This window comes from Agrobacterium radiobacter (assembly GCF_040801995.1).
Classification (GTDB): domain Bacteria; phylum Pseudomonadota; class Alphaproteobacteria; order Rhizobiales; family Rhizobiaceae; genus Agrobacterium; species Agrobacterium radiobacter.
Genome location: NZ_JBEGHX010000003.1, coordinates 145,201 through 163,769 on the forward strand (window position 1 = coordinate 145,201; position 18,569 = coordinate 163,769).

At 59.8% G+C, this 18,569-nt stretch carries 16 protein-coding genes and 2 pseudogenes; 6 read left to right on the top strand and 12 right to left on the bottom strand.

Translation table 11 applies throughout. The features are described 5' to 3' along the window. Positions 1-319: 319 nt before the first annotated feature. The 3 genes from MRBLRC7O_RS24235 to MRBLRC7O_RS24245 all read left to right on the top strand — a co-directional run bounded on the left by MRBLRC7O_RS24235 (position 320) and on the right by MRBLRC7O_RS24245 (position 3,056). Positions 320-958: a GntR family transcriptional regulator gene (locus tag MRBLRC7O_RS24235; RefSeq protein ID WP_111797029.1), complete on the top strand. Its 639-nt coding sequence runs from the start codon at positions 320-322 to the stop codon at positions 956-958. A 2-nt stretch (positions 959-960) separates the two neighbouring features. Further along, the gene (locus MRBLRC7O_RS24240; protein ID WP_111797030.1) at positions 961-2,130 is read left to right on the top strand and encodes an amidohydrolase; all 1,170 of its coding nucleotides are present in this window, start codon (positions 961-963) and stop codon (positions 2,128-2,130) included. A gap of 113 nt (positions 2,131-2,243) precedes the next feature. Further along, on the top strand, positions 2,244-3,056 hold the full coding sequence (locus MRBLRC7O_RS24245) for an alpha/beta hydrolase (protein ID WP_367727722.1): 813 nt from the start codon (positions 2,244-2,246) through the stop codon (positions 3,054-3,056). Positions 3,057-3,208: 152 nt separating this feature from the next. On the opposite strand, the gene MRBLRC7O_RS24250 is transcribed toward MRBLRC7O_RS24245, so the two are convergent. Then, on the bottom strand, positions 3,209-4,018 hold the full coding sequence (locus MRBLRC7O_RS24250) for an SDR family NAD(P)-dependent oxidoreductase (protein WP_111797032.1): 810 nt from the start codon (positions 4,016-4,018) through the stop codon (positions 3,209-3,211). A gap of 43 nt (positions 4,019-4,061) precedes the next feature. Between MRBLRC7O_RS24250 and MRBLRC7O_RS24255 the strand changes: the two genes are divergently transcribed. Together MRBLRC7O_RS24255 and ligD are read left to right on the top strand one after the other, a co-directional pair. Then, positions 4,062-4,436 (top strand): winged helix-turn-helix transcriptional regulator, encoded by a 375-nt coding sequence (locus MRBLRC7O_RS24255; RefSeq protein ID WP_162686281.1) that lies wholly within the window; start codon positions 4,062-4,064, stop codon positions 4,434-4,436. Between the two features lie 369 nt (positions 4,437-4,805). Next, positions 4,806-7,474, top strand: a pseudogene (ligD, locus tag MRBLRC7O_RS24260) (DNA ligase D). Between the two features lie 12 nt (positions 7,475-7,486). On the opposite strand, the gene MRBLRC7O_RS24265 reads toward ligD, so the two are convergent. The 3 genes from MRBLRC7O_RS24265 to MRBLRC7O_RS24275 form a co-directional block, all read right to left on the bottom strand. Continuing rightward, positions 7,487-7,759, bottom strand: coding sequence for a hypothetical protein (locus MRBLRC7O_RS24265; RefSeq protein WP_111797033.1), 273 nt, complete (start codon positions 7,757-7,759; stop codon positions 7,487-7,489). 12 nt (positions 7,760-7,771) lie between these two features. Then, positions 7,772-8,071 carry a DUF982 domain-containing protein gene (locus MRBLRC7O_RS24270; protein ID WP_111797034.1) on the bottom strand — a complete coding sequence of 100 codons (300 nt, stop codon included), beginning with the start codon at positions 8,069-8,071 and terminating at the stop codon, positions 7,772-7,774. A 74-nt stretch (positions 8,072-8,145) separates the two neighbouring features. Beyond that, entirely contained in the window at positions 8,146-8,619 is a 474-nt protein-coding gene (locus MRBLRC7O_RS24275; RefSeq protein ID WP_111797035.1) for an Hsp20 family protein, read from the bottom strand. A gap of 313 nt (positions 8,620-8,932) precedes the next feature. Between MRBLRC7O_RS24275 and MRBLRC7O_RS24280 the strand changes: the two genes are divergently transcribed. Then, entirely contained in the window at positions 8,933-10,213 is a 1,281-nt protein-coding gene (locus MRBLRC7O_RS24280; RefSeq protein WP_367727723.1) for a Fic family protein, read from the top strand. Between the two features lie 114 nt (positions 10,214-10,327). Here the strand turns inward: MRBLRC7O_RS24280 and MRBLRC7O_RS24285 are convergent. The 8 genes and pseudogenes from MRBLRC7O_RS24285 to MRBLRC7O_RS24320 all read right to left on the bottom strand — a co-directional run. Beyond that, positions 10,328-10,881: pseudogene (locus MRBLRC7O_RS24285) on the bottom strand (efflux RND transporter permease subunit); the annotation flags it as partial. 56 nt (positions 10,882-10,937) lie between these two features. Next, positions 10,938-11,699, bottom strand: a complete 762-nt coding sequence (locus MRBLRC7O_RS24290) for an SDR family NAD(P)-dependent oxidoreductase (protein ID WP_111785334.1) — start codon at positions 11,697-11,699, stop codon at positions 10,938-10,940. Between the two features lie 3 nt (positions 11,700-11,702). Further along, positions 11,703-13,385 carry an SMP-30/gluconolactonase/LRE family protein gene (locus tag MRBLRC7O_RS24295; RefSeq protein WP_112540249.1) on the bottom strand — a complete coding sequence of 561 codons (1,683 nt, stop codon included), beginning with the start codon at positions 13,383-13,385 and terminating at the stop codon, positions 11,703-11,705. Beyond that, the gene (locus MRBLRC7O_RS24300) at positions 13,382-14,365 is read right to left on the bottom strand and encodes an NAD-dependent epimerase/dehydratase family protein (RefSeq protein WP_111797037.1); all 984 of its coding nucleotides are present in this window, start codon (positions 14,363-14,365) and stop codon (positions 13,382-13,384) included. Before MRBLRC7O_RS24300 ends, MRBLRC7O_RS24295 begins: the two co-directional genes overlap by 4 nt. Beyond that, on the bottom strand, positions 14,362-15,444 hold the full coding sequence (locus MRBLRC7O_RS24305) for an ABC transporter ATP-binding protein (RefSeq protein ID WP_020811820.1): 1,083 nt from the start codon (positions 15,442-15,444) through the stop codon (positions 14,362-14,364). The genes MRBLRC7O_RS24300 and MRBLRC7O_RS24305 overlap by 4 nt, the downstream gene beginning before the upstream one ends. A 2-nt stretch (positions 15,445-15,446) precedes the next feature. Further along, on the bottom strand, positions 15,447-16,277 hold the full coding sequence (locus MRBLRC7O_RS24310) for a carbohydrate ABC transporter permease (protein ID WP_020811821.1): 831 nt from the start codon (positions 16,275-16,277) through the stop codon (positions 15,447-15,449). A gap of 10 nt (positions 16,278-16,287) precedes the next feature. Further along, positions 16,288-17,214, bottom strand: coding sequence for a carbohydrate ABC transporter permease (locus MRBLRC7O_RS24315; RefSeq protein WP_046800464.1), 927 nt, complete (start codon positions 17,212-17,214; stop codon positions 16,288-16,290). A gap of 68 nt (positions 17,215-17,282) precedes the next feature. After that, entirely contained in the window at positions 17,283-18,554 is a 1,272-nt protein-coding gene (locus MRBLRC7O_RS24320; protein ID WP_080865254.1) for an ABC transporter substrate-binding protein, read from the bottom strand. Positions 18,555-18,569 lie beyond the last annotated feature (15 nt).

The window sequence follows — 18,569 nt, forward strand, 5'->3', positions numbered from 1 at the left end:
TCGAACTTCTGACGCGTAATCAAGCGGACCACATGCACAGGTCTGCCGACCAGCTTAGTTGGGAAAAAATAAGCTAACTGCGTTCTTGCCGTGAGGCTATCCGCAGCCTCCGACACTCCACGACGCGCTCGCCGAGCTTCATCATAACTCACGAGGGCGCTTGAGAAACAGCTAATCAAACTGGCATGCGGTTGGTTCGCCGGGCCCATAACACGTTCGAGCGACGTAAAATCGGAGTGAGTGGCAACCAGGCCATTACTTCAGTCTTGCGCATGTACCGCTGCTTGACAGCCCAGCATTTTTATTATTGGATACAATTATGATTTCGGATACTGAAAAGACGCAGTCGGAAGCGGCAACCGACAAGATTAGGACGCTTATCCTGAGTGGGACATATCGTCCCGGTCAGCCACTTAGGCAGGAAGCCTTATCGGGACACTTGAGTATCAGTCGCACTCCTCTCCGGCACGCGCTTCAGTCACTCGCCGAGGAAGGGTTAGTCGAGGCGGTCGGCTTCAAGGGAGCACGTGTTGCACAACCTGATCCGGAAATGGTGCGCGATCTGTTTGATATGCGCCTTCTGCTCGAACCGCTTGCACTCAAGTCTGCGCTTGAGCACCATACAAAGCTTGATTTCGCCAAGGCAGAGATGGCGCTCGATGCAGCGGACGCAGAACGCGACCTCTACAAGCTCTCCCAGTTAAATTGGGAATTCCATCATGCCCTCTACCGTCCCTCAGGCCGGCGAACGCTCATGCGGACCATCGAGCATCTCAACAGGGCATCTGCTTTTGCGGAAGCGATTGCGAAGTCCATCGTTGTCAGATCGGAGAAATCGGCTGCCGAGCATCGCGAACTGCTGCAGGCCTGCCGCAACGCGGATGCGGATGGCGCAATTGACCGCCTGACGGAGCATCTCCAGCTAGCCTATCGCGACATTCAGAACACGGAGTACTGACTGTGCCGGTCATCAACAGGATCGCAGAATTCCACGATGAGATGAGCAAGTGGCGGCGTCATCTTCATGCCAATCCAGAACTTTCATACCAAGAGCATCAAACAGCAAAGTTCGTCGCTGACAAACTTCGGTCCTTCGGGATCGAGGTCAGCGAAGGCATTGGCGGAACCGGCGTCGTTGGCATCCTGTACGGGGGTCGAAGCGGCCAACGCTCCATTGGTCTGCGCGCTGACATGGACGCGCTCGCGATTGAGGAGCGCAACGATTTTGGACACCGTTCGGTAAACATGGGCGTCATGCACGCTTGCGGGCACGATGGGCACACAGCCATGCTGCTGGGTGCCGCCCGCTATCTTGCCGAAACCCGCAATTTTTCGGGCCGGGTTGTTTTCATCTTCCAGCCTGCAGAGGAAATGGGCGGCGCGGATGGCGGGGCGGCTCGAATGATCCGCGAAGGATTGTTCGAAACCTTTCGATGCGACGAAATATACGGCTTGCATAATTGGCCGGGAATGGACATCGGAACCTTCGCGGTTAAGGCCGGCCCGATGATGGCGTCGGGCGATAGCTTTGAGATAGAGGTGTCGTCCAAGGGCATGCACGCAGCGCAACCACACAAGGGCGCTGATGTTGTTCTGACGGCCGGCCATATCCTCGTCGCGCTTCAGCAAATTGCCGCGCGAAACACTGATCCACTCGACGCCCTTGTCGTTAGCGCGACGCAGATCCATGGTGGGGACGCTTACAACGTCTTGCCGAACACAGTCACCATTCGAGGCACGGTGAGAGCCTTCTCTCCCCGAGCACGCGCGGCAGCGGAACCGGCGCTTCGCCGTGTCGTCGAAGGTGTAGCGTTGTCGACAGGGGCCCACTGCAAGGTGTCGTACGCTCAGCAATATCCGACGCTGGTTAATTCCGAGCGGGCGGCGCGGTCGGCGGAAGCTGCAGCATTATCGGTATTCACTAAGGTCGAGACAAACCCGCCGCAGACGATGATTGTCGAGGACTTTGCCTTCATGCTTGAAGACCGGCCCGGATGCTACGGGTGGATCGGAAATGGCCCGGATGACAATGGCCGCATCCTTCACAGCGCGTGGTTTGATTTCAATGACGAGGCCCTGCCTTTCGGGGCTTCCTATTTCGCCGCAGTCGTTGAACAGCAACTGCAATGATAACCCGCGTGCCCACCCTCTTCTCAGCGTCCTGAAAGCTACACAAGCCGCCGCCATGGCAGGCGCTCGCAAAGAGAGTGCGTCACGAAGCAGTACCAGATGCGAGGATCTTCATGCGAACAGTCAAAACAGACACTCTCGAAATTGCTTATTTTGAACACGGCTCGCCCGACGGTTGGCCTGTGGTGCTGAGCCATGGATTCCCGTACGACGTCCACGCCTATGATGAGGTGGCCCCTCGCCTAGCGGAAGTGGGAGCGCGAGTGATCGTCCCGTACCTGCGCGGCTTTGGTCCAACGCGCTTCCGGTCCAGCTCCACGATGCGCAGCGGTCAACAGGCCGCTCTCGGCAAGGATGTCATCGACTTGCTCGACGCTCTTGATATCGAGAAGGCCGTTCTCGCCGGCTATGACTGGGGCGGCCTTGCTTCATGCGTTGCATCGGCACTGTGGCCCGATCGAGTGGCCGGCCTGGTCTCCTATGCGGGCTACGACGTGATCGACGTGAACCGGCTCGGCCATGCCTACCAGCCCAGCCTGGAACAGGCTGTCTGGTACCAACATTTGTTTCAGCACGAGCGCGGCCGCGAGTGCTTGGCTCTCCACCGCCGGGATTTGTGCAGGATCCTCTGGAAGCAGTGGTCGCCGACCTGGGCGTTTGACGACGCGACGTTTGACCGGACAGCGGCCTCTTTCGACAATCCGGACTTCGTCGATGTCGTCATCCACTCCTATCGCTTCGACTTCGGGAACGCAGCGGGAGATCCCGCTCTGGCTGATCTGGAAACGCGGTTGGCCGAAAAGCCACCCATAACCGTCCCCGCGATCACTATCGACGGGACCCAAGATCCGTTAAAGCCCGGCGGAACGGCTGATCATGCCCCGATGTTCAAAGCACGACACGAGCATCGAGTGGCGCGGACATAATCTGCCCTGGGAGGCGCCACATGATTTCGCCGACGCTATAACAACAGTTCAAGGTTGGTGCAGTTTCGCGTCCTAGAGGCCGCAATCGGTTCGTCGGACTTGGAGCGGCACCGACTGCCGATCCGTGGGCGTGGCGCTCCTTTCGTATCCGTCTAGAGGCCGGGCCACATTCCTCCATCAGGCCGCAGATTCGCCCCGGTGATATAGCTCGCACGCGGGCTCGCGAGGAAGGCGACAGCATCGGCAATTTCTTCCACTGTGCCAACCCGCCCAATTGGCACTTGCGCGAACATTGGCAGTGCGACCCTTTCGACTTCGGGCCATGGTGCATCTGGCGCAAGCCCTTGCGTAAGGGCCGCCTTGCGGAACGCTTCATCAAGACTGGCGCTGTGAATCGTTCCGGGCGAGACTGTATTCGCCGTAATGCCTTCATGCGCTACCGCCTTTGCCAACGAGGCGGTCATTGCAATCATCGCCGCCTTTGCTGCGGCGTAGTCCGGCTTTTTGGACGGAGGCATCATACCCGCGAGGCTCGAGATGTTTATAATCCTTCCCCACTTCGCAGCCCGCATGTTGGGCAGCAAGTGAGATGTCATCCTCACGGCAGCTAGCACATTCCGGTCATATCCGCTGACCCACGTCTCGGTTCGCGTCGTCGACCAGTCCTCCGATTGACCGGAGCCGCCGGCATTGTTGATGAGGATTTCTACAGGTCCGACGAGAGTCTGCGCTTCATTGACAAGGTGCTCGACCTCGTCGTCTTTCGTCAGATCACCGACAACAGCAACTGCGCGCCCGCCTCGGCTACGGACGTTGTGAGCAACCTCTTCGGCTTTATCCCTGTTTCGACCATGAACGATCACGATTGCCCCTTCGCGAGCGAGCGCTTCAGCGATTCCTTCGCCAATGCCCTTGCTGCTGCCGGTCACCAAGGCCACCTTACCGCCGAGTCTTAGATCCATCACGACCTCCCTTCTCACGAGGACGCAACTAAAGGACAGCACCGTGAATGAGGCAATTACGCACTTAAAAGTGCCTATGGAATTGGAAGACGATCGAAACGTCTGCCTAGGCCCGGACGGTTCGGTCGCTCACGTAACGAGAACGCTCAATATGGTCGAGGGCCGATGGAAACTTCCAATCTTGTTCCGCCTTTTTGAAAAGGCTCCAATGCGGACGTCGCAGCTATTGCGGGATATTCCGGGTGTTTCGCAGAAAATGCTAACGCAACATCTTCGAGATCTCGAAGACGATGGCCTCGTGAGGAGACACGATTACAACGAGCAGCCTCCACGTGTTGAATATGATCTTGCAGCTTCCGGCCGTGATCTGATGCCGGTTCTCACCGCAATGAGGGACTTTTCGCGCCGACATCCCTGACTGCGTGGAAGAAGCCGAGCCCGCGGAAGCCGAATACCGCCATGCCTGAGTTCATTCAGGAGGCACACCGCCCCCGCTGCAGCGCAGTTATGCTAACGCGCGTACACCAATTCGGACGGGACCAGGTCGATCATTCAGAGCCGATGGCGCTCCTATTCAAATCCATGGAACGAAACAACAATCTGTTGCTTTTTGCTTGTTGAGATCGCGTGCTGTGTCAACCGGACGTGACAGGGATGACGAACGCGATGATTTTTCCGGTTTCTCATCGCGGCCAACGAAACGGCAGCCGAGCGTCTTACCTGTCCGGCCCGCGCCTCGTCCCCGTCTTCATCCGAGACGGGAGGCGGATTTTAACCGGGGACAGCCATGGCCAGCGACAAGCTCTCGACCTACAAGCAGAAGCGCGATTTTCAGAAGACGCAAGAACCGAGCGGCGCAGCGAAGCTGAAGGCATTGAACCGCAGGCGCTTCGTCATCCAGAAACACGACGCCACGCGGCTGCATTACGATCTGCGGCTCGAACTCGATGGCGTCTTCAAGTCCTGGGCCGTCACCAAGGGACCATCGCTCGATCCGCACGACAAGCGGTTGGCGGTCGAGGTCGAGGACCACCCGCTCGACTACGGTGACTTCGAAGGCACGATCCCCAAGGGACAGTATGGTGGTGGCACGGTGATGTTATGGGATCGCGGCTATTGGGAGCCTGAAGGCAGCAAGACGCCCGAGCAGGCGCTGGCCAAGGGCGACTTCAAGTTCACCCTGGAAGGCGAGCGGCTGCATGGCAGCTTCGTTCTGGTGCGGATGCGCAACGACCGCGACGGGGGCAAGCGGACCAACTGGCTGCTGATCAAACATCATGACGACTTCTCGGTCGAGGAGAACGGTGCTGCGGTCCTCGAGGACAACACAACGTCGGTCGCCTCCGGTCGAACCATGGAAGCGATTGCCGCCGGCAAAGGCAGGAAGCCGAAGCCGTTCATGGTCCAGAGTGGCGAGATCCAGGCGGATGCGGTCTGGGACAGCAATCACGGCCTTGCAGCGGAAGAGCGCAAAGCCGAAACCAAAACCAAGAAGAAAGCGCCGGCCAAAGCTGCCAAAACAGCGAAGGCCGCAATGCCGGACTTCATCGCGCCGCAGCTCTGCGAGACGCGCGAGCGTCCGCCTGCCGCCGATGGCTGGATCCACGAGATCAAGTTCGACGGATACCGGATCCAGATGCGCATCGAAAACGGAAAAGCGACGCTCAAAACCCGCAAAGGTCTCGACTGGACGGCAAAGTACCCGGCAATCGCCGAATCCGGCGCCGCGCTTCCTGACGCCATCATCGACGGCGAGATCTGCGCTCTCGATCAGAACGGCGCGCCAGACTTCGCAGCACTTCAGGCGGCGCTCTCGGAAGGCAAGACCGACGAACTGGTATATTTCACGTTCGACCTTTTGTTCCAGGCTGACGAGGATCTTCGGGAACTGCCGCTGATCGAGCGAAAGGATCGGCTGCAGAAACTGCTCGATGACGCAGGCGAGGATCCCCGCCTGCGCTTCGTCGAGCATTTCGAGACCGGCGGCGACGCCGTCCTGAAGTCAGCTTGCAAGCTGTCGCTCGAAGGCATCGTCTCCAAACAGGCGGATGCTCCCTATCAATCCGGCCGCACCGAGACCTGGGCCAAATCCAAATGTCGGGCCGGCCATGAGGTGGTGATCGGCGCATATGCCACGACCAACGGTAAGTTCCGCTCGCTGCTGGTCGGCGTCAACCGCGGCAGCCACTTCGTCTATGTCGGCCGTGTTGGCACGGGCTATGGCGCCGGCAAGGTCGATGCCCTGCTGCCCAAGCTCCGCACGCTGGAGACGGCCAAGTCACCATTTACCGGTATCGGGGCGCCGAAGAAGGATCCCAACGTCGTCTGGGTCAAGCCGGAACTGGTGGCGGAGATTGAGTTCGCCGGCTGGACCGCCGACGGGCTTGTCCGCCAGGCGGCCTTCAAGGGACTGCGGGAAGACAAGCCAGCAGGGGAAGTCGTCGCCGAAAAGCCGGTCGAACCAGCTGAGATGAAAACGCCCGATCCGGAGACACAGGCCAAACCCAAACGGCCGCAAAGCCGCCGCGCAAAGGCGGCAAGGAAGATGTCATGGGCATGTTGATCTCCAACCCGGACAAACCGCTTTGGCCGGACGCCAACGATGGCGAACCGGTCACGAAGGTGGAACTGGCTCGTTACTACGAGGCCGTCGGCCCTTGGCTGATCGATCATATCAAGGGCCGCCCGTGCTCGATCATCCGGACGCCTGACGGTATCGGCGGCGAGCAGTTCTTTCAGCGCCATGCGATGCCGGGGACGTCCAATCTTCTGGAACTGGTGCAGGTCTTCGGCGACAAGAAGCCGTATTTACAGATCGATCGCGTCGAGGGCTTGGCCGCGATCGCGCAGATCGGCGGCGTCGAGCTCCATCCATGGAATTGCGAGCCGAAACTCCCTGAAGTGCCGGGTCGCCTGGTCTTCGATCTCGATCCGGGTCCGGACGTCCCCTTCTCCACCGTCGTCGAAGCCGCCCGCGAGATGCGTGACCGGCTGGAGGAATTCGGCCTCGTCAGTTTTTGCAAGACCACCGGCGGCAAGGGCCTTCACGTCGTCACGCCCCTTGCTGTCGCGAAGGGCAAGAAGCTGGCGCGGCCCGCGGCAAAGGGTTTCGCGCACGACGTCTGCCTGCAGATGGCGCGCGAGAACCCGGAACTTTATCTGATCAAGATGGCGAAGAACCAGCGCAATGGCCGCATCTTCCTCGACTACCTGCGCAATGACCGCATGGCGACCGCTGTTGCGCCTTTATCTCCGCGTGCCCGTGCCGGTGCCACTGTATCGATGCCGCTGACATGGGCCCAAGTGAAGACAGATCTCGATCCGAAGCGGTTCACGATCCGCACCGCGCCGGCTCTTCTTGATAATACGGGCGCCTGGCAGGATTATTGCGACGGACAGCGCTCACTAGAGCAGGCAATCAAGCGGCTCGCCAAGTCGATGAAGCGGGCCGCCTGAACGCGCCGGCCATCAAAAACCGTAGCGCTGATCGAGTTCTTTCAGGGCAGCCTGCACCTCATCGATCGAGACAGGAGTTGTTCCCGGTAGCTGACGGAGTGCTGGCTTGGAACCGACAGCGTAAAAGTCCGACGCCCATGCTGCAAGAATGGCGCGCTTGTCATCGACGGAAAGGGCCGGCGCTCTCACCACGTCGATCGGTCGCCGAAGCTGCATACCCTGAAGCAGGACCGTCGGTCCCATCGCCATCGCATTGTTGGTGGCCTGCTGGAGCAAATCGTGCATCGTCCCACCACCTCACAACACGTGCGGATCTTTGTCTCTCCGCAAGCGCGTTGCGGCGATCACATTGGTTTCCGGCGCCAGCAGATCATGTTTCTCGGCAAAGGCAGCAAACAGGCCGCGCGCTGTCTCGGCTTCGATTTCACCACGCAGCGCGGCCCTGCATGCCTTGAGCGCGATCGAATGCGCGGTGTCCCGGTTTGAGGCCGGCCACTCGGAAAGATGCCGGTAGGCGTCCATTACGCTGCGAACCTCTGCCGGAAAGCCGAGGCCGACAAGAATGGAAACAGGCTGTCTGAACATATCGGGTTTCATCGCTCTCTCCTTCCCAACCCGGAATGTTGATGGGCGCCGTCGCGACGGCGCCCTTGTTCTGCAGTCAATGCGAGTTACGCTGCCTTCTGCGCTTCGATCTGTGCCGGAGCTGCAGATGCCAAAGCTGGGGCGCTTTCGATGGTAATTTTTCGCGGCTTCAGTGCCTCGGGGATCTCACGCACCAGATCAATCGACAATAAACCGTTGCTCAGGTCCGCTCCGTTTACCCGGACATGGTCGGCAAGTTCGAACCGGTGTTCGAACGGGCGGCCGGCAATACCGCGATGCAGATAGCCGTCAATAGCCGCCTCCTGCTTCTTGCCCGTGACGGTCAGAAGGTTGGACTGGAAGGTGATATCGAGATCGTCCTGGGCAAAGCCGGCCACCGCAATCGTGATCCGGTAGGTGTCATCGCCGGTCTTGACAATGTCATAGGGTGGCCAGTCGCTGATCGAGCGGGCGCGCTGTGCGTTTTCGAGAAGATTAAAAACCCGGTCGAAGCCAACGGTCGAGCGGAACAGCGGTGCGTAGTCATAAGATGTTGCCATAGCCATATCCTCCTTGAAGCAACATGGGTACGGAAGCGCCGAAAGGCGGCGCTCCCAGCCAGCCCTCGTTTCAGCGGCTGGCGGCAAACGATTTGGTTTTTGGGAATTTCCGATTCAAGAGCACCGGTCGAAAAAATTTAAGGTTACGCCAACCGGTCAGTCGAGTTCATAAACCGCAGCATTGTCCTGGATTGTTGATTATTGCACGAATTTGACCCACTTTTTCATTTCGGAGCGATCCGCTCACACCACCAAAAGACGTTTCCAGTCAACACCCTAGGTGAGATTAGGTGACACAACGCGAAATGGAAACGTGGCGCAAATTCTGCCGAAACTCAGCACTCTGGATCAAAATGCTTATGACGCGGAGATTAAACGGAATAATATCCGCATAATTGCGGACATTGCACTTGCTATTCTCCGCATCTGGATCTTATCCTCCACTATGACTTATATCTGGCAATCTCCCCAATGGCCGAAGTTCGAATGGAAACTCGAGCACTTGGCACCAAGGCTTGCGGCCGTACGCCTCGATCAGGGGCGTCTTATCGGCCGTGTCGAGAGCCTCGGATTTCGTACGCGCGAGGCAACGTTCCTGCAGGCGCTGACAGACGACGTCGTCAAGTCGTCGGCGATCGAAGGAGAGCGACTAGATGAACAACAGGTCCGATCATCATTAGCCAGGCGGCTCGGTATCGACATCGATGGGTTCGTGGCGCCGAACCGCTCTGTTGAGGGTATTGTCCATATCACGCTCGACGCCACGATCAATTGCTCGCACCCACTAACGGCAGAGCGGCTATTTCAATGGCATGCAGCACTGTTTCCGACCGGACGAAACGAATGGGGTCACAAGCTGCGTGTCGGCAATTGGCGTGACGACTCAGGCGGTCGTATGGAAATCGTGTCAGGCGCGTTCGGATACGAGAAAGTTCACCATGTCGCGCCGTCGGCAGATCGCTTAGAGCGTGAGATGTCGACCTTCCTCGAATGGTTCAACGAAACGCATGATCTCGATCCTCTCGTAAAAGCGGCTGTCGCCCACCTTTGGTTCGTAGCCATCCATCCTTTCGGTGATGGCAACGGCCGCATAACCCGTGCAATCGCCGACATGACACTTGCACGTAGTGGCGGCGGCGCACAGAGGCTTTACTCCATGTCTGCCGCTATCGAGAGGTCGCGCATTGGTTATTACGAAGCCCTGCAATCGATCACAAGCAATGATGCTCTCGATATCACGAGTTGGATCGAGTGGTTCCTGAATCGTCTGGGCAACGCTGTTGGAGGCGCGCTGGCAACCCTCGACAACGTCATGCTGAAGAATGATTTCTGGCAAAAGCATGCTGCGCATGATCTTAACCCACGACAAGCCAAGGTTCTCAACAGGTTGCTAGAAGGTAACTTCGAGGGCAAGCTTACATCAACGAAGTGGGCGAAACTAACGAACGCATCCCAGGATACAGCGTCCCGCGACATTGCGGACCTGCTAGTGAAAGGTATCCTCCGAAAAGGAGATGCTGGGGGGCGCAGCACAGCCTATGAACTGATTATGGATTTTCCGGAGAACCCTACGCTCCGATCCGAGGGAGGTTGAGCCGCAGGCCGCAGACAAGGCGATGACCTTGCGCTTGGGAAGCAAAAGACAATGTCGTCGGCGTATTCGCATCAACGCGCCAAGCGTGTTAACGCCCGCGCCGATCAGCGTCTAGGCCATAGATCCCCAGAAGACCGAGTGCGTTATCGGAATGAAGGCGAGGACAGCAGCGAGTGCTGTCAGAATAATGGGTCGTGTCCTCTGCACGATCGCTTCGATGACGGCATAGTAGTCATCCAGACCGGCCGCTCGTTTTCCTTGATCTGTTCCGTCAGGATCAGGGTATTGTGTATGAAGATGCCCGCCAATCCAATCAAGCCTAGGATGGCGTCGAAGCCAAAGGGCTGGTTGAAAACGAGCAACATCGGAACCACGCCGGCAAGCCCCAGCGGCCCTGTCGGCATCACTATCGTCATCGTCGACAGGCTGAAGACCTGAAGAATGATGACGATGAGCATGGCAGCGACGATGGCCGGGAAAATCTTTATCAGCGCGACATTCGCCTTGAGAGGTTCCTCGATACTGCCGCCCATTTCGATGCGGTAACCGACGGGAAGCGAAGCGATCAATGGTTGAAGGGCCTTGAATACCTGCTGCGACACTTCCGGCGGCTGGGTTGCCTCGCTTATGCCCGAGCGGATGGTGATGACGGGCGTGCGGTCGTAGCGTCAGCACCCCAATACCAGGATATTTGTTATCCCGCTCAGCTATGCCAGCAAATCCGTCAATACCCGCCCGTCAGAAAAATACTCTCCCCGGTCATGAAACTGCAAGCCTCGGACGACAGGAAGATGGCGGCACCCACCATTTCTTCCGGGTGCCCGGCACGGCCCATCCAGTTCAGCGTCCGGACATAGTCTGTCCAGCCTTCGGGATCCCCATCACGACGGTGGGCATTGCGGTCGGTGTCTATGAGGCCGGGAGCGAGCGTGTTGAGCAACACATTGTCGCGCGCATAATCCCGCGCCTGACTCTGGACCAGATTATGCTGCGCAGCCTTGGTGGCGGCATAGGCGGTAACGACGCCCTTCGGCCGCAGCTGATTGACCGAGCCGATGGAAACCACCCTGCCCCATTTGCGGGCCGCCATGCGCGGCAGGGCCGCCTGCAGCAAGTCCACGGTCGAGCCAAGATTGACCGCCAGCTGAAACGCCAGATCGTCCCGCGTCAGTTCCGACAGCACGGCATTGATCTGGGCGCTGGCATTGATGACAAGAATATCGACCGGTGCAATCGCCTCGGCGCGTTCGATGAGGTCATGACCTGCACCGGGTTCGGACAGATCGCCCGCCAGTTCCTGTGCCGTGCCGCCGCTTGCGACGATCCGGTGTTGCACGGCTGCGGCGGCATCCGGCTTTACGCCATGCAGGATGACATGGGCGCCCGCACCCGCCAGCCCCTCGGCAATGGCAGCGCCTATTCCACGGCTGGAACCGGTGACAAGCGCCGTGCGGCCCTTCAATCCAAAGACGCTTTCGAGACGCATGCTTTATCCTTCAAACAGCGAGATGCGCGCGCCGGCAATTCCCGGGCGGCAGGAAAACAGGCCGCCGGAGAGCGGCGCGTCGGCGAGTGTGGATGCAGGCAGGCGCGTGCGGGCGCTGGTGATGAACAGCGTCGACAGGTCCGGCTCGCCAAAGGCGATGCTGGAAGGGCGCGGCACCGGCATGTCGATCACCTGATCCAGCTTGCCGTTCGGAAGATAACGGCGCACGCACCAGCCATCCCAGATGGCGCACCAGACCCCACCTTCCGCATCCACGGCCAGACCATCCGGCCGGCCATCGGCCACCGGAATGCGGGCGAATTCCCGGCGCTGCGACAGGGCGCCCGTCGCCGGATCGCATTCATAGGCATGGATGAGGCCGGGCACGGTATCGACGAAATAGAAGGTCCTGCCATCGGGGCTCCAGCCGAGACCGTTGGAAACCATGATGCCGCCTTCCTTGCGCTCGGATGCGCCATTGGCATTGATGCGATAAAGCGCACCCGTGGGTTTGGAGGCATCGATCCGCATCGAGCCGACCCAGATCGCGCCATCCGGCCCGCATTTGGCATCGTTCAGGCGGTTGTCGGCGATGCCAGCCTCCGGGCTGACAAAGGGTGTCAGCCGGCCGGAGGCGAAATCCAGCCATTCGACGCCATCCTGCGACGCCACCAGCAATCGCCCTCCGGCGACCGGAATGACGGCGCTGACCAGCTTGCCGGTCTCGCAGGTTTCGTTGCGGCCAGTGGCGGGATCGAAGCGGTGCACCGCCGGATGCAGGATATCCACCCAGTAGAGCACGTTTTCCCCTTCGTGCCAGACCGGGCTTTCCCCGAGTTGCGCACCCCATGGCAGAATGCAGCTGAGTTCAGCGCTGGGGCGGCCCGTTACCGAACGCGGTCGTGGCCGCGAGCTGATCGCCACGGCCCCGGCGGCACCGGTAATCCGGCGGGCGGCAGCAATCAATTCGCGCCCGGCGGGATGGATATTGGAGGAATCGAGCCGCGATGACGGCCCAAGCGCAACGAGCACACCCATCGGCGTATTGTCACGGCCCATGACAGGGGCGGCGACCGAATTCACCCCCGGCAGATGCTCCTCGTAAGAAATCGAATAGCCCCGCGCCCGCGTCAGCGTCAGATCGGCCTGCAGCGCATCGAGGGTGGTGATGGTTTTGGGTGTCTGCAGATCGAGCGTCAGGCGATCCAGCAGGGCGCGGCCGACGGCGGGATCCTGAAAGGCGAGCAGCGCCTTGCCCGGGGCCGTGCAATGCAGGGGAACGCGGCGTCCCACCTCGACGCGCACCGAAAGACCGTTCGGCGAACGCTCGGCCAGATATTGCGTCATGGTGCCGTCAAGCCGGCACAGCGCAACCGTCTCCCCTAGTTCAGCGGCCAGCCGCTCCAGTTCCGGCGTCGCCGCCGAGACGAGATCGAAGCTCTCCCAAACCTTATGGGACATTTCCAGAAAACGCTGGCCCAGAACATAAGTGCCACGGGCCTCATCCTGACGGACGAGGCCATAGGCGATGAGGGTGCGCAGGATGCGCGCGAATGTAGGCTTCGGCAGACCGGAGGCGCGCAGCAGCTCGGCAAAACGTAGCGGTTCCGGCGCATCGGCAACCATATCGAGCAAGGTCAGCCCCTTGGCCAGCGCCGCCGTGCCGCCCGGCGTCTCCGGTTTCATCGCCTCTGCTCCTTCGCGAGTCGCTGCCGCCTTGCGGCCGCCGCGTCGTCCAGCATCCGGTCCATCGTCCATTCCGCTTCAAACCCCAAAGTGTTTCTGATCCGCTCGTTGGACGTATGGTAATAAACGCCGTCGCCGGGAAAATCGACTGTCACGATGGGCAGGCCGGTCAGTGCCGCAATCGTCGGCAGAAGCGCGGCGAAATCGGCCGGTTCATCGGCACCCAGATTGAAGGTGCCACCCGCCGCCTCGGGGTGATCGAGAGCGAGCAGAATACCCGCCACCATGTCGCGCGTATCAGTTATATGCATACGGAACGGCCGGCCGTTTTCATTGCACGCCAGAATGTGCGACGGCTCACCGATATCGCGGGACTGGAGCAACTTGGCGATCGCAGTGTTTCCGAAATTCTGCTGCTGGCGAATGCGCGGCCGCAGGAAAAACCGGGGACCTGAAAAGAAACTCTCCTCATCCAGCAGTTCCGCCGCATCCTGCGTATGCGAAAACCGCAGGATCACCGTTTCCATGGTGCCGCCTCGCTGGTGAAAGCGCACCAGCTCTTCGCCCAGAAGCTTGGTCAGACCATAGGGCGAATTGGGGCAAAGCGGATGGTCCTCGGTGACCGGCAGGAATTCCGGACGGTTTTCCGGATAAACCTCACCCGAGGAGGCGAAGACGAACCGCCGTACGCCAGCCGCTGAAGCCGCATCCAGAATCCGGCGCGTGCCCTCGACATTGACGGCAAACATGCGGTCGCGATCCGCCGGAGCCCATGACATGAAGGCGCCCAGATGCAGGACGATGCTCACACCCTTGATGGCGTCGGACAGTGCCTGCGCATCCTCCAGAGACCCGACGACCTCCTCGCCGCCGGTTCCTGATGGCCTGAGATCAAAACCGCGAACGGCGCGGCCCTGCATGCGCAAGTCGGCGACAACGGCACGGCCGACACGGCCTGCCGATCCGGTGACGAGGATCATAGCCGTGCTCCGGTCTTTGCATCGAAGAGATAAAGCTGGGCCGGATCGAAACCGAGCCGGAGCGCCTCATCACCGGGAAGGTTGCCGGTATGCGAAACGCGCGCGATCAGCCCCTTGGACTTGCCCTCCTCGCCATCCGCGACCCTTGCGCCTTCCGCATCGAAATAGACGTATTTTTCCGATCCCAGGCTTTCCACCAGCGTCGGGCGGACATCGAAGGTGACCGGCGCATCGCCCAGAACGAGATGTTCCGGCCGCAGACCGACGATCACGCTGCCCTGGCGGCCGACGGCGCCCGGCAGGGAAACCTGTTGCCCAAACAGGGTAACAATGCCGTCACGCAGTTCCGCATTGAGGAAATTCATGCCCGGCGAGCCGATGAAACCGGCAACGAAAAGATTGGCCGGGTTGTTGAAAAGCTCGTCCGGCGCTGCGATCTGCTGGATGATGCCGCCCTGCATGATGACGACCCGGTCCGCCATGGTCATGGCTTCCACCTGGTCATGGGTCACATAAACGGTGGTGACCCCTATGCGTTTGTGCAAAGCGCCGATTTCGGCACGCATGTGGACGCGCAGCTTGGCATCGAGGTTGGACAGGGGTTCGTCCATCAGGAAGGCCTGAGGCTGGCGCACGATGGCGCGGCCAAGCGCGACGCGCTGCCGCTGGCCGCCCGACAGATCCTTGGGCTTGCGTTCGAGATAGGGCGTCACCTCCAGAATGCGCGCGGCATCGTCGACCCTGCGATCGATTTCCGCCTTGTCCGTACCACGCATCTTAAGACCGAAGCCGATATTCTGGCGTACAGTCAGGTGCGGATAAAGCGCATAATTCTGGAACACCATGGCGATGTCGCGGTCGCCCGGCGCCAGATCCGTGACTTCGTTATCGCCGATGAATATCTGCCCTTCGCTTGCGGGTTCGAGACCGGCGAGGATTTTCAGCATCGTCGACTTGCCGCAGCCGGAAGGCCCGACCAGCACCACGAACTCGCCGTTCTCGATCTCAAGCGAAAAGGGCCTGAGCACGTTGAGCGCGCCATAGGATTTGCTGACGTTGCGAATGGAAATATTGGCCATGCTTATTTCTCCGCGCCAGCGGTGAGGCCGCCGACCAAATAACGTTCCAGGAACAGGTAGATTGCGATGATCGGCAGCGCGATGAACACGGATGCGGCGGAAATGTCGTTCCAGTAGGTGACATATTCGCCCTGCATCGTGGTGATGCCGAGATTGGCCGTCCAGTTGTCCGGCGAGTTGACGAGGAAGGTGCGCGCATAGGCATAGTCTGCCCAGCTGAGCACGAAGGCATAAAGTGCGGTGGCGGCAAGCCCCGGTGTGGCGATGGGAAGCACGACGCGCACCATCGCGCCGATCGGCGAGCAGCCGTCGACCATGGCAGCCTGTTCCAGCTCCTTTGGAATGGTGTCGAAATAGCCTTTCAGCATCCATGTGGCGAAAGGAATGATCATTGTCGAATGCGCCAGAACCAGCGTCCACAGGCTGCCGATCAGGCCGAAGCTGGAAAAGATCGAAAACAGCGGAATGACGAGCAACGTCGCGGGCAGCATCTTCGCCGTCAGGACGAAGAGACCCATGGTCGCGCCGCCCCTCATGGAATAACGCGACAGCGCATAACCGGCGCTGACCGAGACCAGCATCGACAGCGCCACCGAACCGATCGCCGCCAGCATCGAATTCCAAAGCCACAGCAGGATCGGTTTTGCCGCCCAGACCCGGGCGAAAATGTCCCATTGCGCATCGTCGGGCCAGAAGGTCGGTGGCAGGCGATACAACTCATCGGTGGTGGAAAGCGCAGTGACTAGCAGCCAGTAGACCGGGAACAGGATCATCACCAGCGTGAAGATCACAGTCGCATAAAGCGCAAGGCTCTGTAAAAGTGTCCGTTTCATCAAAGCCTCCTCAATAGATCGATTTCGAACGCCGGCCGAGCATCAGCAGGCTCGCGACGATGCAGATCACCAGCGTCAGCACGCCGACGGCGGCGGCGCGGCCGAAATTGTGATACTGGAAGGCCTGGTCGTAGGTCATGATCGACAGCGTCTGGGTTGAACGCAGCGGCCCACCGCCGGTCAGAACCTTGATGATGGAAAAGTCGCGGAATACCCACAGCAGTGTCAACACCAGTGTCACGCCCAGCACGGGCATCAAAAGCGGCATGGTGATCCAGCGGAAACGCTGCCACACACTCGCGCCATCCACCTTCGCCGCCGCATAATAATCGGCGGGAATGGACTGCAGGCCGGCGAGACACATGATCGAGACGAAAGGAAAACCCTTCCACACCATGGTGATCGCCACTGCCCAGAAGGCGGCCGTGGAACTGCTGACCCACGGGATCATCTGATCGGTGAAACCGAGCTTGATCGCTAGCCAACCGAACAGGCCGAAGGATGTGTCGAACATCCATGCGAAGATGACGACCGCGATGATTTCCGGCACCGCCCAGGGCAGCGCCATGCCCAGCCGCGCGACGGTGCGGCCCTTGAAACGGTTATTGGCGAGAAGCGCCGTGCTGAGGCCAACCGCGACGCTGCCGGCGGTAACGACGATGACCAGCTTCAGTGTTACCCAGCAGGCCAGCCAGAATTCCGGCGACGAGAACAGCCAAGTGTAGTTGCTCAGCGAAAACGGCCGGCTGGCACCGCCGAGCCGGGGTATCTTGACCTGCTGGAACGACAGGTCGATGGCCAGAACTAGCGGCCAGACGATGATGGCGGCAACCATCAGGACCGCGGGCGCGATCAGAATATAGCCGAGGAGATGTTGCCGGCTGGGACGCGCAAGATCGAAAAACTTGCGACGCCCAGCCCGAACGGGTTCGGTCATGGATGGTCCTCCTGCCGGATGCGGATGATGGGCCACAGCCCTTTGCGGGCCATGGCAAGACAACGGGATCAACCCTTGATGGCTTCGGCCTTTGCCTGCATGGTTTTCGCCACCTCCGCCGGATCGAGATCCTGAATGATCATCCGCTGGCTTTCTTCCATCACCATCTTGCTGAACTCGTTGTAGAAAAGCTCAAGCCCGGTCGGAATGCGGTCGATACCGGCTTCAGACGCGGCCTTCATCGTTTCGATCAGCACCGGAAAATGCGGGATGGTCTTTTCAACACCCGAAACATCCGCCTTTGGGCTTGGCGGGGTGTTGCCGCCAAGGGTGGCATAGCTGCGCTGGAATTCCGGCGTCATTGTCAGCTTGATGAAATCCCAGACCAATGCCTTCTGGTCGTCGGGAATATCGGCCGGCATGGCCAGCACGTTGGACGACCCGCCGAGCGGCGGATGAAGCGGCGGCGCGACATAAACGATGTCGCTCTTGGCCGAACCCTTTTCGGTCGTGCCGTAAAGCCAGGGCCCATCGAGCCGCATGGCCATCTTGCCGTCGGCAAAGAGCTTACGCACGTCGCTGGCGCTCATGTCCACCGGGCTGATGCCGCTCTTCATCACGGTTTTCCATCGGGTCAAACCTTCAACCATCTGCGGCGTATCGATGGTGATGTTGCCATCCTTGTCAGTCCAGTAGGCGCCGGCGTCGAGAATGTAGTTCAGCATCTCCGTCAGATATTGCCCCGGGCCGCCCTTGGTTTCATGGCCGGTGCCGAACTGGTCGATAATGCCGTCGCCGTTCAGATCCTTGGTCGTGGCTTTTGCGGCCGCCAGAAACTCGTCATAGGTCTTCGGAACCGCGACGCCCGCCTCTTCCAAAATCTTCTTGTTGTAGGCCATCACGAAACCGAAATAGTTGGTCATGATACAGACGGTCTCGCCGTTCCATTCGCATTTCTGCTGGCCGGCCCAGCCGGTCATGTCGATGCCGTCCTTCTTCAGCCACGGGTCAAGCGGTTCGAGCCAGCCGCTATCGGCAAACATCTGGAATTCGAAGGAGGCGAGATGCACGATCTGCGGCGGCTGATTGGCGGCAAAAAGCGTCGTCATCGTGTCGGCGTAGGAACTACGCTCGGCCTTGGTGAACTCGATCCTGACGCCCGGATGCTGTTTCTCGAAGGCCGCGATGGCGGAACGCCACCATTCACCAGTGCCGGCATCGTCCGTTTGCCAGGATATGAATTTCAAAACGGTATCGGCCATCGCTGGTGCAAGTCCGGTCAAGGTCATTAGCATCGCGGTCGCTGTGCCAAGCGCCAGCTTTTTTATTCTTTTGGTCATGGGTTCCTCCTCCAG